Source organism: Ideonella azotifigens (assembly GCF_006519715.1).
GTDB lineage: Bacteria > Pseudomonadota > Gammaproteobacteria > Burkholderiales > Burkholderiaceae_C > Ideonella > Ideonella azotifigens.
In genome coordinates this window covers 1-14,414 of sequence record NZ_VIDT01000068.1, presented here as the reverse complement: position 1 = coordinate 14,414, position 14,414 = coordinate 1, and the positions used below count along the sequence as shown (strand labels likewise).

Annotated in this window: 14 protein-coding genes and 1 pseudogene; 4 read left to right on the top strand and 11 right to left on the bottom strand. The window is 68.1% G+C overall.

All coding sequences use genetic code 11. The annotated features are described in order from the left end of the window. From FKP22_RS07000 to FKP22_RS06960, 9 genes and pseudogenes are all read right to left on the bottom strand, one after another. A pseudogene (locus tag FKP22_RS07000) lies at positions 1-472 on the bottom strand (electron transfer flavoprotein subunit alpha/FixB family protein); the annotation flags it as partial. A 1-nt stretch (position 473) separates the two neighbouring features. Beyond that, positions 474-1,223 (bottom strand): electron transfer flavoprotein subunit beta/FixA family protein, encoded by a 750-nt coding sequence (locus tag FKP22_RS06995; protein WP_141286506.1) that lies wholly within the window; start codon positions 1,221-1,223, stop codon positions 474-476. A 43-nt stretch (positions 1,224-1,266) separates the two neighbouring features. Then, positions 1,267-2,703 carry an aldehyde dehydrogenase family protein gene (locus FKP22_RS06990; protein ID WP_141286504.1) on the bottom strand — a complete coding sequence of 479 codons (1,437 nt, stop codon included), beginning with the start codon at positions 2,701-2,703 and terminating at the stop codon, positions 1,267-1,269. A gap of 70 nt (positions 2,704-2,773) precedes the next feature. Continuing rightward, positions 2,774-3,580, bottom strand: a complete 807-nt coding sequence (locus FKP22_RS06985) for an enoyl-CoA hydratase/isomerase family protein (protein ID WP_141286502.1) — start codon at positions 3,578-3,580, stop codon at positions 2,774-2,776. 10 nt (positions 3,581-3,590) lie between these two features. After that, positions 3,591-4,808, bottom strand: a complete 1,218-nt coding sequence (locus tag FKP22_RS06980; RefSeq protein ID WP_141286500.1) for an acyl-CoA dehydrogenase family protein — start codon at positions 4,806-4,808, stop codon at positions 3,591-3,593. 26 nt (positions 4,809-4,834) lie between these two features. Next, positions 4,835-5,305: a MaoC/PaaZ C-terminal domain-containing protein gene (locus FKP22_RS06975; protein ID WP_141286498.1), complete on the bottom strand. Its 471-nt coding sequence runs from the start codon at positions 5,303-5,305 to the stop codon at positions 4,835-4,837. Positions 5,306-5,315: 10 nt separating this feature from the next. Further along, complete coding sequence (locus tag FKP22_RS06970; RefSeq protein ID WP_141286496.1) at positions 5,316-6,482, bottom strand: thiolase C-terminal domain-containing protein; 1,167 nt, start codon at positions 6,480-6,482, stop codon at positions 5,316-5,318. Continuing rightward, positions 6,479-6,988 (bottom strand): Zn-ribbon domain-containing OB-fold protein, encoded by a 510-nt coding sequence (locus tag FKP22_RS06965; protein WP_231011412.1) that lies wholly within the window; start codon positions 6,986-6,988, stop codon positions 6,479-6,481. The genes FKP22_RS06970 and FKP22_RS06965 overlap by 4 nt, the downstream gene beginning before the upstream one ends. After that, positions 6,985-8,763 (bottom strand): thiamine pyrophosphate-binding protein, encoded by a 1,779-nt coding sequence (locus tag FKP22_RS06960; RefSeq protein ID WP_231011411.1) that lies wholly within the window; start codon positions 8,761-8,763, stop codon positions 6,985-6,987. Before FKP22_RS06960 ends, FKP22_RS06965 begins: the two co-directional genes overlap by 4 nt. 215 nt (positions 8,764-8,978) lie before the next feature. On the opposite strand from FKP22_RS06960, the gene FKP22_RS06955 reads away from it, so the two are divergent. Next, on the top strand, positions 8,979-9,578 hold the full coding sequence (locus FKP22_RS06955) for a DUF2889 domain-containing protein (RefSeq protein ID WP_310733309.1): 600 nt from the start codon (positions 8,979-8,981) through the stop codon (positions 9,576-9,578). Between the two features lie 33 nt (positions 9,579-9,611). Here the strand turns inward: FKP22_RS06955 and FKP22_RS31845 are convergent, their stop codons facing one another. Both FKP22_RS31845 and FKP22_RS06950 read right to left on the bottom strand, forming a co-directional pair. Further along, positions 9,612-9,755 carry a tripartite tricarboxylate transporter substrate-binding protein gene (locus tag FKP22_RS31845; RefSeq protein ID WP_170200786.1) on the bottom strand — a complete coding sequence of 48 codons (144 nt, stop codon included), beginning with the start codon at positions 9,753-9,755 and terminating at the stop codon, positions 9,612-9,614. Positions 9,756-9,967: 212 nt separating this feature from the next. After that, complete coding sequence (locus tag FKP22_RS06950) at positions 9,968-11,140, bottom strand: MFS transporter (protein ID WP_231011409.1); 1,173 nt, start codon at positions 11,138-11,140, stop codon at positions 9,968-9,970. A gap of 216 nt (positions 11,141-11,356) precedes the next feature. On the opposite strand from FKP22_RS06950, the gene FKP22_RS06945 reads away from it, so the two are divergent. From FKP22_RS06945 to FKP22_RS06935, 3 genes are all read left to right on the top strand, one after another. Continuing rightward, positions 11,357-12,325 carry a Bug family tripartite tricarboxylate transporter substrate binding protein gene (locus FKP22_RS06945; RefSeq protein ID WP_141286490.1) on the top strand — a complete coding sequence of 323 codons (969 nt, stop codon included), beginning with the start codon at positions 11,357-11,359 and terminating at the stop codon, positions 12,323-12,325. Between the two features lie 31 nt (positions 12,326-12,356). Beyond that, positions 12,357-13,427, top strand: coding sequence for a zinc-binding dehydrogenase (locus FKP22_RS06940; RefSeq protein WP_141286488.1), 1,071 nt, complete (start codon positions 12,357-12,359; stop codon positions 13,425-13,427). A gap of 23 nt (positions 13,428-13,450) precedes the next feature. Beyond that, positions 13,451-14,414 (top strand): MFS transporter (locus FKP22_RS06935; RefSeq protein WP_170200787.1); only part of this gene is annotated, 964 nt, incomplete at its 3' end.

Sequence of the window (14,414 nt, the reverse complement as noted above, 5' to 3'; positions counted from 1 at the left end):
CCTCGGGCGCCGGGTCGAAGGCGGTGCCGCGCACGGTGACCACCTTCACCGCGTCGCGGCTCTGCACGGTGGCGACCGCATTGCCCGCATAGATGGGCCGCTCGAACGTGTCCGGCGCAACGATGCCGATGGCGTCGCTGATCTGCGCCACATCGAGCAACGCCGCCACCCGCGGCGCGATGTTCTTGCCGCAAGCCGTCGCCGAGAACAGCAGGTGGCTGTAGCCACCCGCCAACTGCAGCACCTGCGCGGCGATGTTCTCTGCCAGTTGCGCGGCCAGGCTGGGACCGTCGGCCTGCAGCACCCGGCTCACGCCCTGCAGCCGCGCCGCGGCCTGCGCGACACCATCGACATCGCTGCCGGCGACGAGCACATGGACCTCGGCACCGATGCGGCCGGCCGCGGTGACGGTGTTGAGGGTGGCGCCCTTGAGGCTGCCCCGCTCGTGTTCGGCGATCACCAGCACCTTCATCTCAGACCACCTTCGCTTCGTTCTTGAGCTTGGCCACCAGCGCAGCCACGTCGGGCACCTTGACGCCCGCGCCGCGCCGCGGCGGCTCGGACACGTTCAGCGTTCGGATGCGCGGCGCCACGTCGACGCCGAGTTCGGCCGCCGTGAGCACCTGCAGCGGCTTTTTCTTGGCCTTCATGATGTTGGGCAGGGTGACGTAGCGCGGCTCGTTCAGGCGCAGGTCGGTGGTGACCACCGCGGGCAGTCGCAGCCGCAAGGTCTCAAAGCCGCCGTCGACCTCGCGGGTGACCAGCAGCGCGTTGTCGCTCACTTCGACCTTGGAGGCAAAGGTTCCCTGCGGCATGCCGGCCAGCGCGGCGAGCATCTGGCCGGTCTGGTTGCAGTCGTCGTCGATGGCCTGCTTGCCGAGGATCACCAGGCCGGGCTGCTCGCGGTCGACGATCGCCTTGAGCAGCTTGGCCACGGCCAGTGGCTGCAGTTCTTCTGCCGTCTCGACCAGCAGGCCACGGTCTGCGCCGATGGCCATGGCCGTGCGCAGCACATCCTGGCTGGCTGCCGTGCCGCACGACACCACGACCACCTCGCTGGCCGAGCCCGCCTCCTTGAGGCGTACCGCGGCCTCGACGGCGATCTCGTCGAAGGGGTTCATCGACATCTTCACGTTCGCGACATCCATGCCGCTGCCGTCGGACTTCACCCGGACCTTCACGTTGTAGTCCACCACCCGCTTGATAGCCACCAACACCTTCATCGACTGCCTCTCCGTTTCGCCATGTTCGCTGTTACCAGCAGCTTCAAACCGTCCAGCTCACCATGCGCATCTCGCACATTTCGTGGACCGCATACTTCGGGCCCTCACGACCGAAGCCCGAGTCCTTGCTGCCGCCATAAGGCATCAGGTCGACCCGCGAGCTCGAGGTTTCGTTGATGTGCACGCCGCCCACCTGGAGCCGGCGCACCGCCTTCATCGCGTCGTCCAGCCGGTTGGTGAACACGCCGGTGGCCAGGCCGAACGGCGTCGAGTTGACCCGCACGATGGCCTCGTCGATGTGGTCGAAGGACTCCAGGCTCATGACCGGACCGAAGACCTCCTGGCAGCTGACTTCACAGTCCCGCGCAACATCCGCCAGCAGCGTCGGCGGCACCACCGCGCCCTGGCGCGGGCCGCCGGCGATCAATCGCGCTCCCTGGCCCACGGCATGCTGGATCCATCGGTCTATCCGCTCGGCAGCGGCCAGGCTGATGACCGGTCCCACCTGAGTGGCAGGATCGCGCGGATCGCCGCTGGCGAGCGCCTGGACCGCCGTCTTCAGTCTCTCCTCCACCTCCGCCATGCGGCTGCGAGCGACCAGCAAGGTCTGGATCGACGTGCAAACCTGGCCTGCCTTGCGGTAGGCAGCGCCGACGATCTTCGGGATCGCCGCATCGAGGTTGGCATCCGCGCACAGCACGGTGAACGCGATGCTGCCGAGTTCCATCTGGGTGCGACGCAGCCCTGCACGGCGCTGGATGTCGCGCCCCACCTCGGTGCTGCCGGTGAAGGCGAAGAAGCGGATGACGGGCTCGTCGATCAGCCAGTGCGCCACTTGCGCGCCGCCGTGCAACACCGACACCATGCCCTTGGGCAGGCCCGCTTCGATCAAGGCGGCGGCGATCATGACGGCGCTGCGAGGCGTGCTGCTCGAAGGCTTGACGATCACGGCATTGCCGGCCGCCAGCGCCGGGGCAACCTTGTGGGCCACCGTGTTGACCGGCGCATTGAAGGGCGTGATGGCGCAGACCACGCCGAGCGGCACCGGGATGGTGAAGCCGAAGCGGCCGGCCGCCTGTGGCGCGCCCTCGAGCGGAACCATCTCGCCGGTCAGGCGTCGGGCTTCCTCGGCCGAGAGCCGGAAGGTTTGGACGCAGCGCCGCAACTCGCCCTGCGCATCGGCCAGCGGAAATCCCGCCTCGGTCTGGATGACATCGACGAAACGTGCGCTGTCGCGCTCGATCAGGTCGGCCGCGCGGTCGAGAATGGCGCCGCGGTCATGGGCATTGAGCTCGGACCGCTCGAATGCGGCCTGCGCGGCGGCCGCGGCCTGCTGCACCTGCTGCTGCGAGGCAACGTGCATGCGGGCACAAGGTGCCAGCGAGTACTTGTCCAGCACCTCGACGAACTCGGTGCCGTCCTGCCACTGGCCGTCGATCAACAGGCGGACGTCGGAGAGCTTCGACGATCGGTCATGCATGGTCATCATCCTGGGTAAATGTGCGCCCGGCGTGCGGGACGCCTGTGGCAGTTCATAAGCCAAAGACGGCTCAGGTGCCGGTAAAATTCGCATCCCGGCGGGCGGCCGAAGCCTCCACGCCTTCCTTGTAGTCCTGGGTCTCACGCAGCCAGTTCTGTTCGAATGACTCCCGCTCGGTGGCGGCGCGGAAAGCCAGGAGCAGCTCGGCGTTCAGCGCCTCGCGGGTCGCCTGGACCGAGAGCGGCGCCGCCTTGGCCAGTTCCCGGGCCATCTCGATGGCGACCGGCCGGACCTCGTCCTGCGGCACCAGGCGGTCGGCCAGGCCGATGGCATGTGCCTCCTCGCCGGTGATGCGCTTGCCGGTCAGCATCAGCCAGCGCGCCTGCTGGTGACCGACGAGCCGGGGCAGCGTGACCGTCAGCCCGAACCCCGGAAAGAACCCGATGGCGGTGAAGTTGGCGGAGAAGCGGGCTTCCTTGCAGGTGACGCGGAAGTCCGGGAAGACCGCAAGGCCGAGCCCGGCGCCAATCGCGGCACCGTGCACCGCGGCGACGATGGGCTTGCGCGTCGCCATCAGGCGACGCGCCTCCTTGTACGGATGGCGCTTGGCGGGCACGAACTTCTCGCCGCGGGCCTCGGTCTCCAGCCGCTGCTTCAAGTTGCCGCCGGCGCAGAAGTGCTTGCCCGCCGCCGCCAGCACCACGCTGCGGCACTGTGGATCGCGGTCCAGGGCCTCCAGCGCGGTGGCCAGATTGCCAAGCAGGTCGACATCGACGAAATTGTTCGGCGGGCGTTGCAGCTCGACGATCGCGACATGGCCGTCCATCGAGACGCCGATGTCGTCGAGAACCAGGCCCGATTCCAGCGTGTGGCTCATGATTCGAGCCTCACTGCTTGGCGATGTCCGTCTGGCGGACATCGCGCAGGTTGGTCTTGCCGTGGTGCCGGTCGGCCGGCTTGTAGCCCAGCGCGTCCTCGGCAATGATGATTTTCTGGATGTTGGCCGAGCCTTCGCCGTTGTAGAGCATGTCGGCGTAGACCCGCATCCAGGACACACGGTACTCGCGCGCCAGGCCGTAGCCGCCGAAGATCTGCTGGGCCTTGTCGGCGCACATCTTGGCGGTCTGCGAGGCGTGGTACTTGGCAATCGACGCGATACGGTTGGACGGCATGTCGTTGTCCATGCTGAAGGCGGCGCGATAGACCAAGCCGCGGCTGGCCTCGATCGCCGTCGCCATCTCGGCGATTGAATCCTGGATCATCTGGAAGCGGCCGATGGGCTGCTGGCGCACCGTGCGCTCGTTGGCGTATCGCACCGCCTCCTCGAAGCATGCCTGGGCCAGGCCGAGGCACTTGGCCGCCACGTTGAGCCGCCCGGGCTGCAAGGCCCGCATGACGATCTTGAAGCCGTCGCCCTCGGCACCCAGCCGGTTCTCCACAGGCACCACGAAGTCGTCGAGAAAGACGATGTTGGTGCGGAAGGCCTTGGACATGCCCAGCAGGTCGACCGGCTTGGCGGTGAAGCCGGGGTACTTCTTCGGCTCGACGATGAATGCGGTGGCACCCTTGGCACCCGCATCGCGGTCGGTCTTCGCGATCAGGATGCCGACGTCGGTCTCGTTGGCGATCGAGGCCCACATCTTCTCGCCCTTGATGCGGTAGACGTCGCCGTCGCGCCGGGCGAAGGTTTTCATCGCGCCGGCGGCGTCCGAGCCGCTGCCCGACTCGGACAGCGACATCATGCCGATGGTCTTGCCGGCCAGCAGGTTGGGCACGTACTTCTCGACCTGTTCCGGCGTGCCCGCCATGTAGATGCAGGTCGGGCAGGTACCGCCCTGCTGGTTGTTGCACGAGGTGAACCGCACTTCCTGGCGCGACATTTCCTCGATGATCACCGCGGCGGCCATGTAGCCCATGTCGCTGCCGCCGACCGATTCGGGGAAGACGGCGCCGTACAGGCCGGCCGCGCCGGCCCGCGCAACCAGCTCACGCGGAAACTCGCCGCGCTTCTCGAAATCCTCCATCACCGGGACGACTTCGTTGGCCATGAAGCGGGCGACCATGTCGCGCACGGCTTCGATTTCGGGAGGCATCGTGAAATTCATTGTTTGTCCTTGGGTTCGTCGGGAACTCAGTCCCGTGGGCGGCGTCGGTACATCAACGTCGTCTTCATCGTCTGCACCACCGTGCCGTCCTGCTTGACGATGCGGCGGTCGAAGGCCACCACGCCGCGGTCGGGCTTGCTGGTCTCCTTCTTCTCGGCGACCCGCGCCACCAAGTGGACGGTGTCGCCGTGCTTGACGGGGCTCACCAGGCGCCACTCGTCGACGCCGAGCAAGGCCAGGATGGTTCCGTCGTTGACGCCGGCGGCATGCCACAGGCCGCCGGCCACCGCATAGACCAGCGGGCCATGGGCGATGGGCTCGCCGAAGGGCGTGCGCTTGCAGTACTCGAAGTTGGTGTGGATCTCGTTGAAGTCGCCCGAGATGCAGGCGAAGTTGACGATGTCTGTGCTGGTGATGGTGCGGGCCGGTGTCACGATCTCCTCGCCCACGGCGAAGTCCTCGAAGTAGCGGCCGCGGGGATGCTCGGGTGTGCTCATGGTCGTTCTCTCAAGATCTGTCATTGGCGAGGACCATCGTGCAATGCGACGACAGGATCCCGCCCTCGTTGTGCACCAGCGCCGCAGTGGCGCCATCGACCTGGCGCGCGCCGAGGCCGCCGCGCAGTTGCCGGACCACCTCCACGATGCCGAGGATCGCGCCTGCGGCACCGGCATGGGCATGCGAAAGCATGCCGCCGTTGGTGTTGACGGGCAGCTTGCCGCCGACGCGGGCATGGCCCTCTGCAAAGAACGCACCGCCCTCGCCAGGCCCGCAGAATCCGAGCTCCTCCAGCTCGATGATCGGCACGATGGTGAAGCAGTCGTAAAGCTGCGCCAGGTCCATGTCGCCGGGGCCGAGACCGGCCATGCGGTAGGCGCTGCGGCCCGACTCCTGTGCGCCGAAGTGGTTGAGATCGGGCGCGCACATCACGTGCTCATGGGTGTGCATCTCGCCGATGCCGAGCAGGTAGGCCGGCTTGTGCGGCAGGTCTCGCGCCCGTTCGGCCGAGGTCACCACGAAGGCGCCGGCGGCGTCGGAGATGATGCAGCAGTCGAGCATGCGCAGCGGGTCGGCGATCGGCTTGGAGGCCAGCACTTCGTCGATCGTGAGCGCCGTCTTCATCTGCGCATGCGGATGCAGCAGCGCATGCGCGCGGGTGTTGACCGCGACGCTGGCGAGTTGCTCGCGCGTGGTGCCGTGCGCGTGCATGTGGCGCTGGGCGACCATGCCGTAGAAGCTCGGGATGGACGCGCCATAGGGCTTCTCGAACTGCGGATGGCCCACGTTGGCGAGCACGGCGATCGCCGCCTCGCGCCCGAGGCCGGTAGCCCGGTTCTCGCCGGCGCACACCAGCACCGTCTCTGCGGTGCCGGCGGCAATGGCCTGCGCAGCGTGGCGCAGCATGATGCCGGGGCTCGCCCCACCAGCCACCATGGAGGCGCACATGCGCGGGCGCAGGCCCATGTATTCGCACAACGAGGCGCCGAGCATGGTGTAGTGCTCGGTGAACGAGTAGGCGGTCAGCAGGCCGTCGATGTCGGACGGACGAAGACCGGCGTCGTTCAGTGCGCGTTTGCAGGCCTGCGCATTCAGGCCCAGGCCCGACAGGTGCGGCACCTTGCCGATGTCGGACTCGCCGACGCCGACGATGGCGACCTTGTTGCGCAAGCTCATGCCGCGCTCCCGCCGGACTGGCCGGCCACCCGGGTGAACTGCGGGATCTGCATCCCGGCTTCGCCCCGGCGTTCGAACACCACCCGCACCCGGTCGCCGATCACGCTCTCCAGCGCTCCGGGGCCGACGATGTTGGCGTACATGCGCGGCCCCTCTTCCAGAGCGACGAGCGCTGTCACGTAGGGCGTGATGGCCGCGAAATCCGGGGTCGGCGCGCGGTGCACGATGCTCAGGCTGTAGACCGTGCCGAAGCCGCTGCAATCGATCCACTCAAGCGCGTCCGACCAGCATACCGGGCACTGGCCGCGGGGCATGAAATGGCGCTCGCCGCAGGCGAGGCATTGCCGCACCGTCAACCGGCCTTCGCGGGCTGCGGCCCAGTAGGCGCGCGAGTCGGCGTTAGGCTCGGGAACGGGCAAGGGGATGGACGTGGACATGGTGTTCGACGGCGTCAGGGCCTGCGGCGCACTCAGGGATCCGACCTTGGAATGCTCGTCTGCGCTCATGCCACCCACGGCTTGCCGAAGGCCGGTTCCTTGAACGGCGTCGGCGGCAGTTGCCAGGTGCCGGTCGAAGGCGGACGGACGTCACCGTCGATGTGCACGTCGATGACGCAAGGGCGGCGGTTCCGCAGCGCCGCGGCAACCGCGTCGCCCAGGTCCTCGCTGCGGGTAACCGTCATGCCGTCGGCACCGCAGGCACGCGCCCAGGCGGCGAAGTCGGGGTTGTAGCGTTCGCCGCCCGGGCCCTGCTTGCCCTTGTAGAAGGCGGTGCCGTGTTCGCGGCCGCCGAACATGCCGTGCTGGATGTCGCGGATGGCGCCCCAGGCGAAGTTGTTCCAAACGATCCAGACGCAGGGCAGTTCGTATTCCACCGCGGTGCAAACGACGTAAGGCGTCATGGTGAAGCCGCCATCGCCGACCACGGCCACGCAGGGCCGGTCGGGGGCCGCGAGCTGGGCACCCAGCACACCGCAGACGCCGAAGCCCATTGAGGAGTAGCCCCAGCTGTTGAGCATGCTCTGCGGCCGGCGCGGCTTCCAGAACTGCATGAACCAGTTGTGATGCACGCCCGAGTCGAGCGAAAGGATCACGTCGTCAGGCAGCACCTTCTGCAAGGTGTCGACGACGTACTCCGGCCGGATCGGCGTGGTGATGGCCGAGAAGTTGGGCCGAACGAAGCGCTCCCATTCCGCATGCCAGCCGGCGACCTGCTCACGCCAGCCGGCATAGGTGCCGGCGTCGAACAGCGAGGCTTCGTCGATGGCCGCCAGCAGCTGCTCGCAGAACACCTTGCAGTCGGCCACGATGCCCACGGTGGGCGGGTAGTTACGGCCGAGCTCCTGCGGATCGATGTCGACATGCACCAGCCGGGTCTTCGGGAAGTTCCACGAATAGCCCGGCTGCCAGCTCGACGACGAGCGGTCGTCGAAGCGGGTGCCGACGGTGATGATCAGGTCGGCATGCCGGCCCGCCTGGTTGGCCGGGTAGGCCCCGTTGCGGCCGATGAAGCCCAGGGTCTGCACATCGTCGGCCGGCACGCAGCCCATGCCGTTCGGCGAGGTGATCACCGGCAAGCCGAGCCGACGGGACAGCGCTGTGAGCGCCGGTCCGGCCTCGGACAGCGTGACCCCATGGCCGATGAAGAACACGGGCTGGCGGGCCGCCTTGAGCAGTTCGACCACCTTCCCCAAGTCCTCGGCGGAGGCGGCCGGCCGCTGCGCACCCATCACCTGAGAAGGCGGCGGCACCTCGACGTCAGCCTCTTCCTGGTAGAGGTTGTAGGGCACGTCCAGGTTCACCGGACCGGGTCGGCCGCTCACCATGGTGTCGAAGGCCTGCCGCAGGGCCAGCGGCAGCATGTCCACCCGCGAGGGCTGGAAACTGCGCTTGACCACCGGCCGCAGCACAGACGGGAAGTCGGCCTGGTTGTGCTTGTAGAGCTCCTGGAACGGCGCCCGGTTCATCTGCGATGTCGGCACGTTCGAGGTGATGGCCAGGAAGGCTGACGAGTCCGAAAGCGCCGTCGCCAGTGACATCACCATGTTGGCCGAACCCGGCCCGGTCGAGGTCAGCGTGGCCACCGGCTGGTGCCTGACACGGAAGTAGGCGTCCGCCATGTGGCCCGCGCACTGCTCGTGGCGCGGCGACACCAGGTTCACCTTGTCGCGCACGTCGTAGAGGGCGTCGAGCATGCCCACGTTGCCGTGGCCGCAGATGCCGAACACGTAGGGCACCTTCTGCTGCACCAAGTACTGCGCGATGACTTCGCTGCCTTTCATGACCATGCCTGCTTTCGCTGTTCTGTGTTGTGCGTCGGCTCGATTGGCGGATGCCTTCCGAGGACGATGGACTGTGCCGAGCGGGATTGGGCGTGTCCATTCACTTCTTCTTATTCGTGGAGCCGGTCTGGCTTACCAGCGGCGCTCTCGGGTCAGCAGCGCTTACCGTCAAGCAAAAGAAAGTCGACTCGACCGGCGCCGCGGCGGGCGCAACAATGCACGGCAACGGCCCCGTGCGCCTGTCCCCTCCAGTCGAGCCTGTAATGCCACTGACCCTGCCTGCCCCGCGCCGTGAAGTGCATCACCGCGCCATCGACATGCGCGCCTTCGCACGCGACGACGGCCTGTTCGACGTCGAGGCACGGCTCGTCGACCGCAAGCCCTTTCCCTTCCTGCGCGCCAGCTCGCCGGAGCCGGTGCCTGCGGGCGATCCGCTGCACGACCTCTGGGTGCGCATCACGCTGGACAGCGAGTTCGTCGTGCGCGACATCGAGGCGTCGTCCGATGCCACGCCGTGGCGTCTGTGCCGGGAAGCCGAAGGAACGCTCAAAGTCCTGATCGGCGAGAAGGTGGCCCGCGGCTGGTCGGCCAAGGTCAAGGAGCGGCTGCGCGGCGCCGCCGGTTGCACCCATTTGATGGAGATGCTGGTGACGCTGGGCACGACGGCGCTGCAGGGCATCCGCGGCGCTGATCCGGAACGGGCGCTCGCAGCGCCGTGGAAGATGGACAGCTGCTACGCATATGGCCGCGAGCGCGCCGTGGCGAAGATCCTCTGGCCCGAGCAGGCGGGCCCGGCCGCCACCGACGCACCCTGAACGCGCGCGCCGGCGACAGCGCTCGACGCTGCCCTACTCCTTCGGGAGCCGCTTCTTGAAGGTGGGCACGTTCGGCAGCACCTGCAGCCGCTCCGGCGAGGTCACGGCCAATGCCTTCATCTTGCCGGCGGCGATCTGGCCGCCGCTGCTGATGTAGGCATCGAAGAGGAAGGACAAGCTCGGCTTGCTGGGAAGGACGCTGGCGCCGCGAAACCGGGCGAACACAGCGCGAGGCCGAGACACACCAGGCGACGGCGTTGAATTGGGGGGCATGATCGGTACTGCGGCTCCAGGCGCCGTCCTGACTGGAGATGCCAGGCAGTATCTGTACGCCCCTCGGGCCGGTCCGGTCGCGTATTCTGGGTCCTCGGATGAGCGACGCTGACGCATCAAGGCGGCGGCATGCGGCGCAGGTCGAACGCGACCCGTACGCCGACCAGCAGCGACGCAGCCATGATCCAGAAGACGCCGGCCGCCCCGACGATGCCCCCGGCCGCACCGGCCATGAGCGGCATCGAGATGCTGGAGGCATTGATCATCATCATGCGCAGTGCGATCACCTGTCCGTGCCGGTGCGGCGGTGTGATCTGGTGCAGCAGGCTCATGACCATGGGTTGCACGCCGCCGATCGTCATGCCCATCAGCATGGAGCAGGCGCCCATCGCCAGCGCGGTGCGCATCAAGGGATACACCGCCAGCAGCACGCAGGCCGCGGTGAGCGCGCTCGCCATGAGCACCCACTCCCGAAAGTGCCGGCCGAGCCATGGCACCAGCAGGCGCACGGCCGCCGCCGCGATGGCGAACGAGGCGAGAATGCTGCCGATCGCCGAAGCATTCAGCCCGCGCGCATGTCCGAGCAGCGGCACCATGACGCCATGGATGTCCCAGGTGGCCGACACGAAGCCGTTCATCAGCAGCACGCTGCGCACGGCCGGATCGCGCCACAGGCCCTCGCCACCGGCGCCGGACCGGGACGGCCCGGCGGATGCCGGCAAAGCCGTGGCACCGCGCAGGAAGGCCCAGCTCACCACGGGCCCCACGCCCAGCAAGAGGAACGCGGCCCGGTAGCCTAGCGCGTCGATCACCAAGCCCGCCGCGAAGGGGCCGAGGAAGTTCGCTGCCGCCGGCGTGAAAGAGAGCCAGGAGAACACCCGCCTCAGCTCGTCCGCGCCGTGCGCGATCTGCCCCGCGTGGCGCTGCAGGGCAATCACCGCGAGCGCAACGGCACCGCCTTCCAACAGAGCCGTTGCGCACAGTCCCGGGTAGGTCGGCCAGGCTGCTGCCACCGCGGCGCCGGCGAAGGCGGCGACCATGCTGATATGCATCGGCCTCTTCAGCCCATGCCGATCCGCCATCCGGCCCGCCGGGATCGAGATGGCGAGCTGGGCCGCGCCGAACAAGGCCAGCAGCAAGCCCACGGCCGCTGCGCCGTGGCCGAGCTGCAGTGCCATCAGCGGCACCGCCATGCGCAGGCCCGACATGCAGGCATGCACGCCGCCCTGACCGCCGACGAGACGGACGATCTCGCGCGAGAGCGACTCGCGGGCGAACGGCGGGCTCACCTGGTGAGCCATGGAGCCCGTTGGGCGGCGAACAAGGACATTGCGAGTTTCACCTGCCCGATTGTCCCAGGCTTCATGGAAAGTTGGACCCGCCCCTTCGGCTAGAAAAAGCAACTGGAACGTCGGCGATCCCGGCGGCACACTCGACCGACGTCGCCTTGAGGGTGCCACTGGCATGCCAGGTGCGGGCGATCGACATCCACAAGAGAGACAACCATGCACAAGCGATCTTTCGTGGCGGCCGCACTCGCGTGCACTGTGGCCGTCGGTGTGCATGGCCAGACCTTCCCCGACAGGCCGGTCAAGGTGCTGCTGCCCTTTCCTGCAGGCACCGGGCCAGACACCATCATGCGGATGGTCGGCGAAAGGCTGGCGCGCGTGTGGGGTCAGCAGGTGGTCATCGAGAACCGGCCCGGCGCCAACGGCTGGCTGGCAATGGAGGCGGCCAAGCGCGCGCCAGCCGATGGCTACACGCTGGTACAGGTCGATGCACCACTGATCGCCGTTGCGCCCCACCTGTGGAAGAAGCTGCCGTACGACCCGATCAAGGACGTCGAGCCGGTGGCGACCCTGTACCGCACCTGGTATTTCGTCGCAGTCGCCGCGGACTCCAAGTGGAACACCGTGGGCGACCTGATCCAGGCGGCGAAGGCTGCGCCCGGAGGCCTGAGCTATGGCTCGTCCGGCGTGGGCGGCAACATCCACCTGGGCGGCGCCATGCTGGAGCAGGCCGCCGGCGTGAAGATGACCCACATTCCCTACAAGGAAACGCCGCAGATCTACATGGCCATCAGCAACGGCGACATCAGCTGGGCCGTGGGCACGGCTTCGACCACGCAGCCGATGCTCAAGGCGCGGAAGATCAAATACCTGGCCATCACAGCGCCCCAGCGCAGCGCCATCTTTCCCGATGTACCGACCGTGGCTGAGTCGCAAGGTCCTGCGCACTACCAGTTGCAGACCTGGGTGTCGATGTACGCCCCTCGCGGCACGCCGCAGCCCATCGTGAACAAGATCAATGCGGACGTCGGTCGGGTGCTGCAGGATCCCGAATTGCGGGCCTACATGGGCAGCGTGGGTTTCGAGATGCTGATCCAGACACCTGCCGAGCTGCAGGACATGGCCCGCAAGGACTCCATGGTCTTCAAGGACATCCTGAAGGACCTGAAGCTGGCCCTGGACTGACAGGCTGCGTCGCCCATCAAGGAGATCATCGATGCTCGGCGTCGTTTTCAAGGGTCATCGCAAGCTCGCGCTGCAGTCATTCGACGACCCCGTTCCCGGGGACGACGACGTGGTGGTCGAGATGAAGGCCTCCGGTTTCTGCGGCAGCGACCTGCACCACTACCGCGGGGCTCCTGGCGCATCGCTGGCGGCCAAGAGTCCGGGCTTCCTGGCCGAACACGGGCTGTCGCCCGAGAGCCCGGTCATCGCGGGTCACGAACCCTGCGGTGTCATCGCCGAACTCGGCCGCAATGTCGACCGGCGCGCCTTTCGCCCGGGCGACCGCGTGATGGTCTATCACTACGATGGTTGCCGCCACTGCGATCCCTGCCGCAACGGCTGGGTCCAGATGTGCGAGCGCGGCTCGACCGTGTTCGGCCATACGGCTCACGGCGGCCATGCGCCGTTCATGCGGGTGCCGGCCCGCTCGCTGATCCACCTGCCCGCCGAAATCGGCTACCGGGCGGGTGCAGCCATCTCGTGCGGCACCGGCACGGCCTTCGGCGCGCTGGAGCGCATGGAGATCAGCGAGCGCGACACGCTCGCTGTCTTCGGCTTGGGGCCGGTCGGCCAGTCGGCGATCCAGCTGGCCCGCGCCATGGGCGCGCGGACCTTCGCGGTCGACGTCTGCAGTGACCGAGTCGAGCGGGCACGCCAGCTCGGCGCCACCCAGGCCGTCAACTCGCGCGAAGCGGATGCGGTGGAAGCCATCCTGCAGTGGACCGCGGGCCGGGGCGCAACGGTGGCCATCGACTGCTCGGGTGTCGCCGCCGCCCGGCTCGCCGCGGTGCGCTGCACTGCCAACTGGGGCCGCATCGCCTTCGTCGGCGTCGGCGGAGAGGTCACGCTCAACGTCTGGTCAGACCTGATGATGAGGCAGCGCAGCATCATCGGCCACTGGACCTTCTCGGACGTCGGCATGGCACGCTGCGTGCGCTTCGTGGCCGACCATGGGATTGACCTTGACCAGCAGTTCAGCAATCGCTGGCAGCTTGCCCAGGCCGAACAGGCCTATCGGCAGTTCGACAGCCAGACCGCAGGCAAAGCGTGCTTCGAATTCTGACCGCCTCGCCCCCGCCCGGTGCCATGGCAGGCGCGCCGCTGCGGCGCATCCTCATGGCGCCGATGGCGCTGGTGTTCATGGTCTTCGCCATGACCGGCCTGGGCATGCCGGTCCTGCCCGTGCATGTCCACCAGACGCTGGGCATGAGCTCCTTCGTGGTCGGGACCGTGGTGGGCAGCCAGTTTGCGGCGGCCCTCGCCTCGCGCCTGTGGTGCGGCCACCTCTGCGACACGCGGGGGCCGCGGGTAGCGCTGCGCGCGGGGCTGCTCGCGGGCTGTCTCTCAGGTGCGGTGTACCTGCTCTCCTTGCCCTTCCATGCGTCGCCCGACGTCGCCGTGGGCGTGCTGCTGCTGGGGCGTGCCCTGCTCGGCGCGGCCGAGAGTTTCGTCATCACCGGCGCCTTGGCGTGGGGCATCGCTGCGGCCCCTGCCAGCCAAACGGGTCGGGTGATCGCATGGATCGGCATCGCGATGTACACGGCCTTCGCGATCGGAGCGCCGATCGGCGTATTGCTCTATGACACGATTGGTTTCTCGGCCATCGGCCTGGCAACGCTGGTGGTGCCGGCCATGGCCCTGCCCTTGCTGCGCCAGGCGCCCCAACGGGCTGGGCCGCCTGGCGCCGCCCGGCCGTCCGGCGGCATGCCAGTCCTGCGCGCAGTCTGGAAGCCGGGGCTCGGCCTGGCACTCAGCAGCCTCGGATTCGCCGCCGTGACGACCTTTGTCGCACTGCTGTTTGCCAGCCGCGGCTGGACACCGGGCTGGGCCGGGTTCACCGCGTTCTCGGCCGCCTTCGTGGCCGCGCGGTTGGTGGGATCGCAGTTGCCCGACCGCTTCGGCGGTGCGCGGGTCGCCGCGTGCGGCATGCTGGTGGAAACAGCCGGGCTGGCCTTGCTGGCCCTGGCGCCTTCGGCCACGGTAGCGCTCCTGGGCTCAGCCCTTACCGGTCTGGGGTATTCGCTGGTGTTTCCGGGCCTGGGGCTGGAGG

Excerpts from the sequence above, each read along its gene's own strand:
- FKP22_RS06995 (WP_141286506.1), bottom strand. The coding sequence starts at position 1,223 with ATGAAGGTGTTGGTGGCTATCAAGCGGGTGGTGGACTACAACGTGAAG.
- FKP22_RS06965 (WP_231011412.1), bottom strand. The coding sequence starts at position 6,988 with ATGAGCGCAGACGAGCATTCCAAGGTCGGATCCCTGAGTGCGCCGCAG.
- FKP22_RS06955 (WP_310733309.1), top strand. The coding sequence starts at position 8,979 with ATGCACGGCAACGGCCCCGTGCGCCTGTCCCCTCCAGTCGAGCCTGTA.
- FKP22_RS06985 (WP_141286502.1), bottom strand. The coding sequence starts at position 3,580 with ATGAGCCACACGCTGGAATCGGGCCTGGTTCTCGACGACATCGGCGTC.
- FKP22_RS06975 (WP_141286498.1), bottom strand. The coding sequence starts at position 5,305 with ATGAGCACACCCGAGCATCCCCGCGGCCGCTACTTCGAGGACTTCGCC.
- FKP22_RS06990 (WP_141286504.1), bottom strand. The coding sequence starts at position 2,703 with ATGCATGACCGATCGTCGAAGCTCTCCGACGTCCGCCTGTTGATCGAC.
- FKP22_RS06940 (WP_141286488.1), top strand. The coding sequence starts at position 12,357 with ATGCTCGGCGTCGTTTTCAAGGGTCATCGCAAGCTCGCGCTGCAGTCA.
- FKP22_RS06960 (WP_231011411.1), bottom strand. The coding sequence starts at position 8,763 with ATGAAAGGCAGCGAAGTCATCGCGCAGTACTTGGTGCAGCAGAAGGTG.
- FKP22_RS06945 (WP_141286490.1), top strand. The coding sequence starts at position 11,357 with ATGCACAAGCGATCTTTCGTGGCGGCCGCACTCGCGTGCACTGTGGCC.
- FKP22_RS06980 (WP_141286500.1), bottom strand. The coding sequence starts at position 4,808 with ATGAATTTCACGATGCCTCCCGAAATCGAAGCCGTGCGCGACATGGTC.
- FKP22_RS06970 (WP_141286496.1), bottom strand. The coding sequence starts at position 6,482 with ATGAGCTTGCGCAACAAGGTCGCCATCGTCGGCGTCGGCGAGTCCGAC.